We start from the raw sequence: 13902 nt of genomic DNA, 5'->3' as shown, positions 1-13902 counted from the left end.
ATAAATACGGTGGAAATATGATTACTCGAAGTGAAAGGATTGATAAATATATGACAAAACAACAAATAGGTGTTGCCGGTGTCGGAGTGATGGGGAAGAGTCTGGCTTTAAATTTCGAAAGCAGAGGCTACTCCGTTTCCATCTATGATGTGTCTGATGAAAAGGTAAGAGAAGTTCTTGAGGAGCATCCCGACAAGAAAATGGTGGGTACTCACGATGTAAAAGAGTTCGTGCAGTCATTAGAAACACCACGAAAAATATTGATTATGGTCCCAGCCGGTAATATTACCGATAAAGCGATTGAATCATTGCTTCCACATTTAGATCAGGGAGATATTCTGATTGATGGAGGAAACACATACTTTGAAGATACGATTCGCCGCAATAAGGAACTTGGTGAAAAAGGAATCAACTTCATCGGTGCAGGTGTTTCGGGCGGAGAAGAAGGTGCTTTATACGGTCCTGCTATCATGCCGAGCGGTCAGAAGGAAGCATACGATTTAGTCGAGCCTTTCCTGACAGCGATTGCGGCCAAGGTAAAAGGCGATGCGTGCAGTACATATATCGGTCCGGATGGATCAGGACATTATGTGAAAATGGTCCACAATGGGATTGAATACAGTGATATGCAGCTTATCTGTGAAGCGTATTATCTTATGAAAAATGTATTGGGTTTAAGCGCAACAGAGCTGCATGAGATATTCAAAGAATGGAACGCGGGGGAGCTTGACAGCTACCTGATTGAAATCACGGCGGATATTTTCACAAAGGTGGATGAAGAAACAGGAAAGCCCCTTGTTGACGTAATCCTGGATACAGCAGGGCAGAAAGGAACAGGGAAATGGACAAGTATTTCTGCACTGGAATTAGGTGTACCATTATCGATCATTACTGAATCTGTGTTTGCCCGTTTCATCTCTGCCATGAAGGAAGAAAGAGTGAAGGCAAGTAAAATCTTAAGAGGACCAAGAAATAAGGAGTTCTCCGGTAACAAAGAAGAGTTTATCGAAATGATTCGTAAAGCGCTATATCTAAGCAAGATTTGCTCATATGCACAGGGTTTCGCCCAGCTTCAATCTGCTTCGGACGAGTATAACTGGAACTTGAAGCCCGGCGAGATTTCCATGATCTTCAGAGGTGGATGCATCATTCGTGCAGGCTTCCTGGAAGATATCAAGAAAGCGTATGATCGTGAACCGGGATTAACGAATTTACTTCTTGATCCATATTTCAAGGAAATCGTTGAAAACTATCAGGAGGAAGCGAGAGAAGTGGTGGCTACAGCCATCAAATTAGGTATCCCTGTACCGGGTCTTGCGAGTGCTTTGGCCTATTATGACAGCTATCGCTCTGAGTCACTGCCTGCCAACCTTCTTCAAGCCCAACGTGATTATTTTGGAGCTCATACGTATCAGCGTGTGGATAAAGAAGGAACATTCCATACGGACTGGTTATCTAAATAAGAAGAAAGAAAGCCCTGTGGGAATCCCACAGGGCTTTTGATTAACGCATTATTCTTTGCTTGATGAGTCATCTTTCGTATGATGCTTATTTTTCTCGTCCCGCTGCTCTTTTTTTAAGTCATCGAGGGGAATTGGATCCACATTTTGCTCACTTTCATGCTGATCGAGAATGCCGTCATGATCTTTATTGATCTGCTCTGGATTGTCATTGGCTCTTTTCGTCATTATCTTTTCACCCTTCCTTACTGAGTCGTTGTTGTACCATACCCTTCGTGGGCAGAGAAAAACATCGGGGAATAGATTATAAGAAAGCCACCTACACAGATAGGTGGCTTTCTTTCATGGTGCATTAGATTTTTACATCAACTTTAGCATTTTTCTTTAAATCTTCTACATGCTGAACAAGTTTTTCTTGTTTTTTCTGTTGTTCTAATTGAGTCTTGATCTGAGGTTTCACTTCTTCAAATTTTGGTGCATCCTTTGATTCACCCTGACCTTGCTGACTTGCGTACTGATCGTAAAATTTCTTCATTTCATCTTCAGAGACTTCTTCTACTTTGATTTCTTTTTCAACGTAGTTAGTGTATTTGATGTTTTCGGCGATTTGCGTTTTTAACTCGTCCATCGTGAATCCGGCTTTCTTCATTGCGTCTTCAAACTTCTTTTCATCACCGTACTGCTTTTTAACTTCTTCCAGTTGTTTATTGATTTCATCCTCTGATGCTTTGTAGCCTTTTTCATCGGCCTGCTGCATAAGGAGTGTTTGTCCAACCAGGCTATCAATCGTTTGTTCTTTTATTTTCTTTGCTGCATCTTTACTTGTTGGGTCTTGCCCCATCTGTTGATACTGCATTTGTGATTGAGTCAATACGTTATTGAAATCTTCACCTTTTATTTTTTCGTCATTTACAATGGCAACGATCTTATCTTTTTCAACCTTCTGTTTATCCATTTTCTTTTGCATTTCTTCCATTTGCTTCGCTTGCTCTTCTTGAGCCTTTCCATCGCTTTTTTCTTCTGTTTTCGCTTTATCGTCAGCTTGTTTTTGGCTCTCCTCGTTCGAACCGCAAGCGGCTAGTCCAATCGCTAATAATGCTACTAGTAAAGTCGTTAATAATTTTTTCATAATAGACCCCTTTCAGAAGTAAGGTGTGATTTCCAAAAAAATCACTTAATGCGCATTTTAAAGGAAAAACCCGTAAAAAGAAAGTATTTAAGCTAAAAAGTATAGATTGTAATGAGGTTGAAATACAGTGAATTACTAATATGGTCCCTCTTTCACTAGAATGTATACGATTACATTCGACTATCAACTGCCGGGCAGAAATGAAAATGTAAGAAGGTTTTCACTTGGTAGCTAAAAAAAGAGGCTGTTTAAATCGAGTGCTTTCCTCCATTTAAACAGCCTATAAAAAATATTGGGGACCAAAGAATACTGTCAAACAACCTTCTATTTGAATTATAGAGAGTGGTAACATTTTCTTCAACTAACATGTAGGCAGGTGTCGGCTGACTAGTGTCCATTTGAAGGTAGTATTCAATCTTCTCCTATTCTTTTCATGGAAAATAATAGTTATAAGCATAATTCAAAGGAAGGATTATTCCTTCTGTTCAACTTGTTACAACTCTTGACTTTACGAGTGTAATAGAGTGATACTATTAAAAGATTTCAACGTCTAAACAAAATCAATAGTTTCACTTGTAAATTCATTTTTAATCGTTTATGATGATACAGAACACAACATTTAGTGTTCTTTTTGATGATTGTAACTATATATTGATTATAACCTGTGAATAGGGTGTCTGAATGGACTTAAAAGGGAATCCGGTGTGAATCCGGAACTGTCCCCGCAACTGTAAGTGCTGACGAAATAAGGAACTGCCACTGTCATATACGATGGGAAGGCCTTAGAGTAGAGTGAAGCACGAGTCAGGAGACCTGCCTTGTTTATCACGTGTTATCTTCTTCGGGAATTGGGAGGATAAAGCGAGGATTGGAATAGGCACTTTAGTCTATTCATATATCTTTCGTACATAAAGCCCATCCTTCTAGAAGGATGGGCTTTTTTTTGAATCCTTCCCACACTGTATAAATTGGGAGGAATGATGATGTCAATCGTATCACAGGATCAAAGGATTTCAGGGGACGCAAAAGCGATTCTTACAAATCTCCACAGTCGCTTTCCACAACTTCATTTTAAAGAATTCGATGAAAAGACTTTTAAGTATGCAGACGGTCAATCTGAATGGAGTAAAGAAAAGCTTTATCATTTCATGATACTTACGGCAGTCGAACGGATCTCTGCCCATGAACCTGATTGGACGTATGTGGCTGCAGAATTATATTTAATGAAACTTTATCGTACAATCGCCTATTCAAGGAGAGTGGAAGAAAGCGTGTTGTACAGTTCCTTTTATGAATTAATTCAAGACTTGACTGATAGGAAACTATATACACCCGCACTATTGGAATCATATAGCAAGGAAGAAATTGACTCTTTGGGGAGGGTCATGGATTCATCTAAAGACCATCTGTTTACGTACATAGGGATCGTCACACTATCAGAGAGGTATTTAACTAAGTCCCATGATGGTGAAATCCTTGAATTGCCTCAGGAGCGATTGCTAATCATCGCCATGACGCTCTTTATGAACGAACCCCGTGATATGCGACTGGCGCTTATTGAAGAAGCTTACTGGGCCCTGTCTAATTTGTATATGACGGTTGCAACCCCTACGTTTGCCAACGCCGGCAAAAGCCATGGTCAGTTATCGAGCTGTTTTATTGATACGGTAGCCGATGATTTAAGAAGTATTTATGACAGTAATACAGATGTTTCCACACTAAGTAAAAACGGTGGCGGCCTCGGTATCTATCTGGGGAAGGTCCGGAGCAGAGGTAGTAATATCAAAGGCTTCAAGGGAGTAAGTTCAGGTGTTATACCATGGATGAAGCAATTAAATAACACAGCCGTATCCGTTGATCAATTAGGTCAACGTCAAGGAGCGATCGCTGTATATTTGGATGTATGGCATAAGGATATTTTTCCTTTTCTTGATACCCGATTAAATAATGGAGATGAAAGGCAGCGTACTCATGACCTTTTCACTGGAGTAAGTGTACCGGATTTATTCATGGAACAAGTGGAGGATAGAGGGGATTGGTACTTATTTGATCCTCATGAAGTGAGGGTGGTCATGGGATATTCCCTGGAAGATTACTATGATGAGTGTGATGGAGAAGGTTCATTCAGGGATAAGTATTGGGAGTGTGTAGAATGTCACGATCTTTCCAGGGAAGTAGTTCCTGCGATTGAAATTTTCAAGCGGATCATGATTTCCCAGCTCGAAACGGGGACACCCTATATGTTTTACCGCGATACAGTCAATCGGCTAAATGCCAATGGGCATAAGGGAATGATTTACTGTAGTAATTTATGTACGGAAATCGCCCAGAATATGAGTGCGACCGTCATGGAAGAAGAGGTCATAAAGGACGGTAAAATCATTACCTATAAATCTCCGGGAGATTATGTCGTCTGTAATTTGGCATCTGTTTCTTTAGCCAAAACAATCATGGATGATGAGCTGGAAAGAGTCGTGTCCATAGGAGTGAGATTACTTGATAATGTCATAGATATTAATAAGCTTCCTGTCCTGCAAGCCCAACAGACAAACAGGCGCTATAGAGGGATTGGATTAGGAACCTTTGGATGGCATCACCTCCTTGCATTGAAAGGTTTGAAATGGGAGAGCGATGAAGCAGTTGATTATTGTGATTCCCTATACGAGGATGTTGCTTATTACACGATCAAAGCCAGTCATGAATTAGCGAAAGAAAAAGGCTCCTATCCCTATTACAGCGGGTCCGACTGGTCGACTGGAGAATATTTTTCAAAGAAAGGGTATTCCGGACCGAGGTGGGATGCACTCAGGGATGGTGTTTCCTCACAAGGAATCCGAAACGGATATTTAATGGCCGTTGCGCCCAATTCGTCCACTTCGATCATTGCCGGCTCTACAGCCAGTATAGATCCCTTATTCAGATTAGAGTACTCGGAAGAAAAGAAAGACTATAAGATTCCCGTTACAGCACCTGATTTATCACCTAAGACGACCTGGTATTACAAAACGGCTTATAACGTAGATCAGCACTGGAGTATTAAACAAAATGAGAAGAGACAGAGACATATAGATCAAGGAATATCGTTTAACTTGTATGTGAGGAATGATATCAAGGCGATCGAGTTACTATCTCTTCATTTAGATGCATGGAAGTCAGGATTGAAAACGACCTACTATGTGAGATCAACATCTGTTTCAAATTTTGAAGAATGTGAAAGCTGCCATAGCTAGCAGGGAGGAAGATGATAACGTGAATGGATTAAAGCAGCGAATCTTAATAGATTCTGAGGCACCAAATAAATCTACCGGAATTGTAAATGGACAAAGCTCGAATATATTAAACTGGGATGATGTCAGGTTCTCATGGGCCTATCCAAAGTATAAGAGAATGCTGGGGAATTTCTGGACGCCTTTTGAGATCAACATGGCAAAGGATATCAAGCAGTTCCCTACTCTTTCAACAAGGGAGCAGGAGTCCTTTTTGAAAATCATCGGCTTACTGGCTCTCCTTGATAGTGTGCAGACCGATTACGCCGGTAAAGTGGCAGACTATCTCACGGATTCCAGCCTGAATGCATTGATGATCATTTTGGCACAGCAAGAGGTCGTCCATAACCATTCGTACAGTTACGTGTTATCCAGCATCGTGTCCAAAAAGAAGCAGGATGAAGTGTTTGATTTCTGGAAGAACGATCCAATCTTGAAGAAGCGGAACGAATTTATAACGAATGGATATAAAGGATTTGTAGAATCCCCCACCATTGAGAATCTATTAAAGTCAATCATATATGATGTCATTCTGGAAGGATTGTTCTTTTACTCCGGTTTTGCCTTCTTCTATAATCTGGCCAGAAATCAAAAGATGGTGGCGACATCGACGATGATTAATTATATCAATCGGGATGAACAGCTGCATGTCGGCTTATTTGAAAAAATATATAAAGAAGTCCTTAACGAGAATCCTGATTATCAAACGGATGAGCTGCGTGAATTTGGACAAGATGCTTTCAAACAGGCAGCTCTCCTGGAAATAGAGTGGGGAAGAGATATCATCGGATCTCACGTTGAAGGGCTGCTAATGAGCGACCTTGAAGATTATATTAAATTCATGGCGAATAAAAGAGCCAAACAGCTGGGGTTTGAAGAACCATTTCAAGGATATAAGACCAACCCACTAAAATGGATCATTGCCTATCAGGAAGTGGATAGAGGGAAGACTGATTTCTTTGAACAGAAATCAAGGCAATATACGAAGACATCGGATGCTAATGGGTTTGATGAACTATAAAAACAAAGAAAGCGAGTCATCACGACTCGCTTTTCTTATTATTTCTTTTCAATAAATGGCCCGTAATCTCTTCTCTTATGCTGAACGGCGACCCATTTAACGGTTGTGAATTCTTCGAGGGCCCATTCTCCGTTAAAGCGGCCAAGGCCGGAATCCTTTTCTCCCCCGAATGGCATATGCGGCTCATCATTCACAGGTTCGTCATTAATATGAATCATCCCGGTCTTTACTTGGTGAGACAAATTCGTCGCTCTCTCTATGGAGGAAGAGTGTACTGCTCCACTTAGGCCATATGGATGTTCATTGGCCAAGCGGATCGCCTCATCGTCATCTTCAAACGGGATGATGGCTGCTACAGGTCCGAAGATTTCATTCTTTGCAATCGGCATTGAGTTGGTCACATGAGTCATTACTGTAGGATACAATAAGTTCTCATCAGCGTTGCCTCCTAATACCACTTCCGCTCCTTGTTCCTTGCTGATTTCAATATCCTTCAATATTCTGTTTACTTGATTTTGATCAATTAATGGCCCGATTTGGGTCGTTTTATCTGAAGGATCTCCTGTATTTAGTTCTTTTACACGAGATACAAAAGTTTTCACAAATTTATCGTACATCTCTTTATGAACCATGATCCGATTAATGGACATGCAAATTTGTCCTTGATGATAAAATTTTCCGAATAGGGCTGATTCAACTGCCTGATCGGGATCTGCATCATCAAGAACGATAAAGACGTTGTTTCCACCTAACTCTAGAGCAGTCTTCTTCAGGTTCTTTCCTGCGAGCGCTCCTATTCCGCGGCCCACTTCAGTCGAACCGGTAAAGGAAATCAATCTGGGAATCGGGTGAGCAACGATATCATCACCAATTTCTGATCCCTTTCCAACGACTACATTTAACAACCCCTTCGGCAGTCCGGCTTCCTCAAAGATACTTGCAAATAATAAACCGCCTGTCACAGGGGTGTGAGTAGCCGGTTTAACAACAACACCGTTTCCGGTTGCTAAAGCCGTTGCAATTGAGCGAACTGCTAAATGGAAGGGGAAGTTCCAGGGGCTGATTACTCCCACAACCCCAAGCGGTTCTCTGTAGACACGGTTTTCTTTCCCGGGTACTTGAGAAGGTAGTATTTTCCCCTCCATTCTGTAAGGGTAGGTTGCCGCTTCCTTCATACTATTTATGGAGACCTTCACTTCGCCTGCCGCTTTCATGTATGTGCTGCCAGACTCTTTAATTAGCCAATCAATGATTAATTCCTGATTGTTTTCGACGACTTCAACGGCTTTTTCCATCACTTCTCTTTTTACTTGAGGAAGTTCTTTCGCCCAGCTTTCTTGAGCTTTTTGTGCTGATTTATAAGCGGTGTCAAGATCATCTTTATTGGCAGCTTTAATGGAACCAAGCTCTATATTATTGAATGGGTTTTTATTGGGAATCATATTCTCACTGTTTCCTTTTACCCATTCTCCATTAATAAATAGTTTATCAAATTGTGTATTCATGATTAGTCCTCCTTGTTGTTTACATGTCTTGTTGCGTAGGGCGTACGATGATTTCATTTACATCTACATGGTCTGGCTGTTCAATAGCGTAAGAGATCGACTTCGCAATATTTTCACTGTCGAGTGGCTTCATGTCACGATCCTTAAACGCGGCTAATATATCTTCGTCCGTAATCGTTTCTGTCAGTTCGGTTGCAACTGCACCAGGACAGATGATCGTTGTTCGAATGTTGTGAGAAGCGTTCATTTCCTGTCTTAAGCCTTCTGTAATCGCACGAACGGCATATTTCGTCCCGCTATAGACGGAGCTTCCGGGCATGACTTTATGACCGGCTACAGAAGAGATATTGATAATATGTCCTGACTTTTGTTCTTCCATATACGGCAGGACAGCAGAGATTCCATAAAGTACTCCTTTAATATTCACATCAATCATTTGATCCCATTCTTTAATTTTTCTTTTATTTATTAATGAAAGGGGCATGAGTCCTGCATTATTGACTAAAATATCAATATGACCGGCCAGTTCTACCGTCTCTTTAGCCAGTTGTTCCATTTCTCCTGCGTTCGTCACATCTGTTACATGGTAAAAAGCCGTTCCGCCCATTTGTTCAATCTCATTCTTCAATTCTTGTAATCGTTCTTCACGTCTTGCCGCAAGCATCACGGTTATATCTTTTGAGGCTAATTCCTTTGCGGTCGCTTGTCCGATTCCACTGCTTGCTCCTGTAATAATGGCAACTTCCTTCTTAACATTCTTCATTTTATTTCGTCCTCCTCATTATTCAGTATCCACTATATTGTTTACACTCTGGAGAAAGTGCTTAAACAAGAAGGAGAGAGTTGGAGGTTCCATTACCAATAATATGAAAATAAATGTTTAACTCTCCCAATGGTGGGAATATACATACTAGATTGAATGAGAGGAGAGATTTACATGGCAAATCATTCTACAGAAGAAAAAATGGAGTCAAAGGTAGATAAAACGTTAGATAATATGTCCCAGGACAAAAAAGAGGATATATTATCAAACTTTGATCATTTCAAACAATACTTAGGTAATAAAGTTTCCTTGGCGGATAAGTTAGGGATGAATGAAGAGCAGCAGGCAAAGGCAGCCCAGAAGGTGGGAGACTATCTTGCAGCTCATGAGGAACCGAAGAATAGAGAAGAAAAGTTATTACATGAATTATGGAAAGCAGGTAACAAGGAAGAGCAGCATATGCTTGCCCATATGTTAGTGAAGCTTGTTCACGCTGAATCATAAAAACTTCGGGCATCTGAATGGATGCCCTTTGCTTATGCTTTTTTACATATGTATTTCAGGGTCTACCTTTACTGTCACATTCCCTTTGATGGCACGGGTGATCATGCAAGACTGCTCCGCCTTCATCAACAATTTCTTCGTAAGGGTTATGTCTTTTTCAGTAGTGGAGGGAGCTAATGTCAGCACAGGACGGTGGATGATTTCTTTGTATGTAATGATTCCTTTTTGGACTTCCACAATTCCTTCGGATGTCATCGATAAGTCCGTTTTCTCAATATGACTTCGTTCAAGCATCGCGGCCAGGGTGATGATGTAACACGTAGCTGCTGCTCCAAGAAGCATTTCATCAGGGTTTGTTCCTATTCCAGGTCCGTCCATTTCAGTTGGGATAGATATTTTCGTGTGAAAATTTTCCGAGCTCAAAGTACCTGTATCATTTCGCAGCCCCGGCCAATCAGTAGATATATGAAAAGAGTGTCTAGCCATAAGAATAAACCTCCTATTAAGCATGGTAAGGTTATTGTATACACTTTTTTATGTGATGGCAAAGAAAAAAGACCCTACAGAGTAGAGTCTTTTGAATTAGCATGAATTATGCTTTAGTAACGTTAGCAGCTTGGTCGCCACGGTTTCCTTGAACAATTTCGAAAGAAACTTTTTGACCTTCTTCTAAAGTTTTAAATCCTTCGCCTTGAATAGCTGAGAAGTGTACGAACACGTCGTCTCCACCTTCGCGCTCGATGAATCCGAAACCTTTTTCTGCGTTAAACCATTTAACTGTACCTTCTAACATAATGTTACCTCCTCGTGTGTTCTCCACACAATTGTATTACTATTCTTGCTCACGTAACTTCAAGGCGAAAAGCTTTAAAAACTTTGTCTATCCTTCCATACCGAACAAAAATAATTCTCTTACATAATATCAGGTAACCATTTAAAAGGCAACCCTTATAAAACAAGGAATTGGAAAATAGGCAGAAAAATGTGTGAATTTCATTTTAACTATATGAGCCCTTAAAAAATTACATAATGCAAAGGATTTAGAGGTTCGTCCGGACATTCCACAGCTCAGGGAAGAAACGATGATCCAGAACCTTTTTTAGATAGCCTACGCCGCTTGAGCCGCCCGTCCCTATTTTATGACCGATGATCCGTTCCACGGTTTTCATATGTCTGAAGCGCCATTGCTGAAGCCAATCCTCAATATCGATCAATTTTTCGGCTAATTCGTATAAATCCCAATACTTATCCGGATGCTTATAGACTTCTGTCCATGCATCCAATACAGTCTGGTCTTCCGTGTAAGGCTTCTTATAATCCCGACGAAGTACATCTTCATGAATGGGTAAACCTGCTTTTGATAAGGCAAGGATGGAAACATCATATAAGGAAGGGGCCACGAATGCCTCTTTAAGCTGAACTGATAACACAGGATCCTTCTTGTAAATCTCCAATACATGTTTCGTTTTGTAACCAAGGGCAAATTCGATCATTCTATATTGGTAGGATTGAAATCCCGAGGCTTGCCCAAGGCTGTCCCTGAATTGAACATATTCTGAAGGCGTAAGCGTGGATAGCACATCCCAGGCATGAATAATTTGTGATTGAATCTTTGAAACACGTGCCAACATTTTAAATGCAGGAGAAAGTTCCCCTTTTTGGATGGAGGTGATACTAGCTTTGATTTCATGCAGAATCAATTTCATCCATAATTCGCTTACTTGATGAATGATAATGAATAACATTTCATCATGGTGACCGGATAAACGTTTCTGACTGTCAAGTAGTGTATCCAGGCCAAGATATTCACCATAGGTCATTTTATTAATAAAGTCTGTGTATACATCTTCATTCCCCATTGTTTCCTTGTTGTTTACCATATCGAATCTCCCTTTCCTTTCGTCTGCTTCATACAGTGATGCAAGAAAATTTTCTTCCTCTTATTGATTTCTTGAATGAGAGGGAGAAATCCTTTATAAATATGTCAGTTTTCATAAAACTTTGGTGCTATGACAATAGCAAATAGTAATTGATTTCCACAACAGGACGTGAGAATCAACATTCTAAGATTGGGTTAGCTTTTTTAAAAGGCTCTTTTCTTAAGGATTGTTGTTTTTTAACAAAAGGTCTGCTTGGGCTCTGTCAATCAGTATGTGCTGGATGGTGAGGGGAACCGCTTCGCTTGCAGCTAGCGTTCGGCCGAGCCTCCTCAGCTTAGCCGAACGGGGTCTCGGCACGCCCGTACTTCCGCAGGACTCTACGCATTTCCCCTCACCATCTTTAATAGTATTTTTCGTGACAGAGCTACAAGGTGTTAATAACAAACTAATTAGAAGACAGAATTCTTCTTCAATAGGACATTGCTTCTACTCACCTCAAAAGAAATTGTTTGCTAAAAGCTTTTGATTTTATTTAGTTCTATTAAAGATACATGCTCAGAAAGTTGTTTGGAGCGAAAGGATGCTCGACTCCTGCGGGAATAGCTGGACAGGTGAGACCCCGGAGGCTCACCGCCAGCCCCGCGGAAAGCGAGCATCCTGTAGCGGAAAACAACTACTACTTTCTTCCTTCCTTAAGATAACAATAACATTGCAAACAGAGCATTATAAAACAGCTTTTTAGAAAATTACACGCAAAAAAGAAAATCATGTTAATATTAGAACAATTTATAATGCATGTGAGGGGGAAGTGACGTGGAAAAGATTTATCTTTTTTCTCATTTATATTTACGCAGGTTAAAGAAAGAAGATTGGAAGGACGTTCATCTCTATGCGTCTCAAGAAAATGTTTCTCAGTATCAGCCATGGGGTCCGAATTCAGAGATGGACACATTAGCGTATGTAGAAGAAGTGCTGAAAGCTGAAAAGATGGTTCCGCAAACAAGGTATGTTCAAGCCCTGGTAAATGAGAATACGGATCGAGTGATTGGGGCAGGTGAAATCATCATCAAAAGCTTCGTTCACCAATCTGGTGAGATTGGGTATGTTCTACATCCTGATTACTGGGGGAAGGGTATCGGGACTCTCCTTGGAAATGCGTTAGTGAAGAGAGGGTTTTCTGAGTTGAATTTACATAAAATTTCAGCGACATGTGACCCTCAAAACATTTCCTCTCAGAAAGTGTTAACAAAAATCGGTATGACGTTAGAAGGAAGAATCCGTCATGACTTGAAAATAAAAAATGGGTGGAGAGACTCTCTGCTTTTTGGTTTATTAGAGGATGAGTGGAGAAAAGGAGGGAAATGAGGCGAGGATAGGGGCTATCCCGGATACTCTAAGTATATCTGCACGCTTACCTTATATTGACAGGGAAAATGAAGAGAGGACAAATGATAATGCAAAGCTGTTCAAAATGATTGAATTATGCATAAAAGGGGAAAATAAGAATATCTTTTCCTATTTAGGGGTTTAAAACCATGAATATCTTACATCATTCAAAGAATGTGACAGTTCGATTTTTTAAGGAACGTTTTTTCGATCATTCTGCACAGTTGGCGTATTATTTGTTGTTATCGATCTTTCCGTTTTTAATTTTTGTATTTTCGTTGATTAGTTATCTGCCCATTTCGGAAACCAATGTATTGCTTCTGATTAAACCTTTTGCACCTGATAAATCGTACGCTATCATTCAAAATAATATAGATCGTATTTTGTATGACCAACGGGGAGATGTGTTGTCCATTTCCATCTTCTTTACCTTCTGGCTTTCTTCTATGGCTGTCCAATCCATGGTGAGATCACTGAATAAAGCGTATAAAATCCAGAGGAAGAAACCATTTTTAATTGCGTTATTGTATGATCTGTTACTGACAGTCGGATTTATGTTCCTTATTTCGTTTTCACTCATTGTACCGGTGGTTGAGGAATATATCCGTCATGCACGGTTCACCGAGGGGAAGATTAACGGAGAATGGAGTCAAGCTTGGGTGATTGGGAAATGGGGATTAAGTTCCATTTTTATGTTCATACTTTTTCTGTTTCTTTATATGGTGGTTCCAAGTAAACGAATTTCGTTCCTTCATGTCATTCCCGGTGCACTGGTCGCTACCTTTGGATGGCAAGGTGTTTCATGGTTATATGGAACCTATGTTAAATTGAATGACTACTCCCAGTTTTATGGACAGCTGGGCAGCGTCATTACCCTGGTTGTATGGTTTTACATATCCTCCACGATTTTATTGATTGGTGGATTATTGAATGGCAGTGTAGCTGAGAAGAAGGTGAAATAGGAAAACCGCTTGGCTTAATTGCCCAG

The 13902-nt window shown here is 40.4% G+C and carries 13 protein-coding genes and 1 riboswitch; of the genes, 6 read left to right on the top strand and 7 right to left on the bottom strand.

Annotated elements, in window-relative coordinates:
• Positions 1–50 precede the first annotated feature (50 nt).
• Complete coding sequence (gene gndA, locus ACIFOD_RS02505) at positions 51–1463, top strand: NADP-dependent phosphogluconate dehydrogenase (RefSeq protein ID WP_397553795.1); 1413 nt, start codon at positions 51–53, stop codon at positions 1461–1463.
• A gap of 48 nt (positions 1464–1511) precedes the next feature.
• Here the strand turns inward: gndA and ACIFOD_RS02500 are convergent, their stop codons facing one another.
• Together ACIFOD_RS02500 and ACIFOD_RS02495 are read right to left on the bottom strand one after the other, a co-directional pair.
• A complete protein-coding gene (locus ACIFOD_RS02500; RefSeq protein ID WP_181778144.1) occupies positions 1512–1688 on the bottom strand; it encodes a hypothetical protein in 177 nt (58 codons plus the stop codon).
• A 124-nt stretch (positions 1689–1812) separates the two neighbouring features.
• The gene (locus ACIFOD_RS02495) at positions 1813–2589 is read right to left on the bottom strand and encodes a SurA N-terminal domain-containing protein (RefSeq protein ID WP_397553796.1); all 777 of its coding nucleotides are present in this window, start codon (positions 2587–2589) and stop codon (positions 1813–1815) included.
• A 654-nt stretch (positions 2590–3243) separates the two neighbouring features.
• A riboswitch (cobalamin riboswitch) is annotated at positions 3244–3424 on the top strand.
• A gap of 148 nt (positions 3425–3572) precedes the next feature.
• On the opposite strand from ACIFOD_RS02495, the gene ACIFOD_RS02490 reads away from it, so the two are divergent.
• Positions 3573–5819, top strand: coding sequence for a ribonucleoside-diphosphate reductase subunit alpha (locus tag ACIFOD_RS02490; RefSeq protein ID WP_430313354.1), 2247 nt, complete (start codon positions 3573–3575; stop codon positions 5817–5819).
• A gap of 19 nt (positions 5820–5838) precedes the next feature.
• Positions 5839–6876, top strand: coding sequence for a ribonucleotide-diphosphate reductase subunit beta (locus tag ACIFOD_RS02485; protein ID WP_430313424.1), 1038 nt, complete (start codon positions 5839–5841; stop codon positions 6874–6876).
• A gap of 38 nt (positions 6877–6914) precedes the next feature.
• On the opposite strand, the gene ACIFOD_RS02480 is transcribed toward ACIFOD_RS02485, so the two are convergent.
• Positions 6915–8381 (bottom strand): aldehyde dehydrogenase family protein, encoded by a 1467-nt coding sequence (locus ACIFOD_RS02480; protein WP_430313353.1) that lies wholly within the window; start codon positions 8379–8381, stop codon positions 6915–6917.
• A gap of 19 nt (positions 8382–8400) precedes the next feature.
• A complete protein-coding gene (locus tag ACIFOD_RS02475; RefSeq protein ID WP_430313352.1) occupies positions 8401–9144 on the bottom strand; it encodes an SDR family oxidoreductase in 744 nt (247 codons plus the stop codon).
• Positions 9145–9318: 174 nt separating this feature from the next.
• Between ACIFOD_RS02475 and ACIFOD_RS02470 the strand changes: the two genes are divergently transcribed.
• The gene (locus tag ACIFOD_RS02470; RefSeq protein WP_148968507.1) at positions 9319–9648 is read left to right on the top strand and encodes a DUF3243 domain-containing protein; all 330 of its coding nucleotides are present in this window, start codon (positions 9319–9321) and stop codon (positions 9646–9648) included.
• A 42-nt stretch (positions 9649–9690) separates the two neighbouring features.
• Here ACIFOD_RS02470 and ACIFOD_RS02465 read toward each other — a convergent pair whose 3' ends face one another.
• The 3 genes from ACIFOD_RS02465 to kynA all read right to left on the bottom strand — a co-directional run bounded on the left by ACIFOD_RS02465 (position 9691) and on the right by kynA (position 11528).
• Positions 9691–10134: an SACOL1771 family peroxiredoxin gene (locus ACIFOD_RS02465; RefSeq protein WP_430313351.1), complete on the bottom strand. Its 444-nt coding sequence runs from the start codon at positions 10132–10134 to the stop codon at positions 9691–9693.
• A 106-nt stretch (positions 10135–10240) separates the two neighbouring features.
• The gene (locus ACIFOD_RS02460) at positions 10241–10441 is read right to left on the bottom strand and encodes a cold-shock protein (RefSeq protein WP_034763568.1); all 201 of its coding nucleotides are present in this window, start codon (positions 10439–10441) and stop codon (positions 10241–10243) included.
• A gap of 247 nt (positions 10442–10688) precedes the next feature.
• Positions 10689–11528: a tryptophan 2,3-dioxygenase gene (gene kynA / locus ACIFOD_RS02455; protein WP_430313350.1), complete on the bottom strand. Its 840-nt coding sequence runs from the start codon at positions 11526–11528 to the stop codon at positions 10689–10691.
• An 813-nt stretch (positions 11529–12341) separates the two neighbouring features.
• Here kynA and ACIFOD_RS02450 point away from each other — a divergent pair.
• Together ACIFOD_RS02450 and ACIFOD_RS02445 are read left to right on the top strand one after the other, a co-directional pair.
• Positions 12342–12893: a GNAT family N-acetyltransferase gene (locus ACIFOD_RS02450; RefSeq protein WP_430313349.1), complete on the top strand. Its 552-nt coding sequence runs from the start codon at positions 12342–12344 to the stop codon at positions 12891–12893.
• Between the two features lie 170 nt (positions 12894–13063).
• Positions 13064–13876, top strand: a complete 813-nt coding sequence (locus ACIFOD_RS02445; RefSeq protein WP_430313348.1) for a YihY/virulence factor BrkB family protein — start codon at positions 13064–13066, stop codon at positions 13874–13876.
• The last annotated feature ends 26 nt before the right edge of the window (positions 13877–13902 follow it).

It is taken from the genome of Rossellomorea sp. NRS-1567 (genome assembly GCF_050467885.1).
In the GTDB taxonomy this organism is placed as follows: Bacteria; Bacillota; Bacilli; order Bacillales; family Bacillaceae_B; genus Rossellomorea; species Rossellomorea aquimaris_C.
This window is presented reverse-complemented; position numbering and strand designations above follow the sequence as displayed.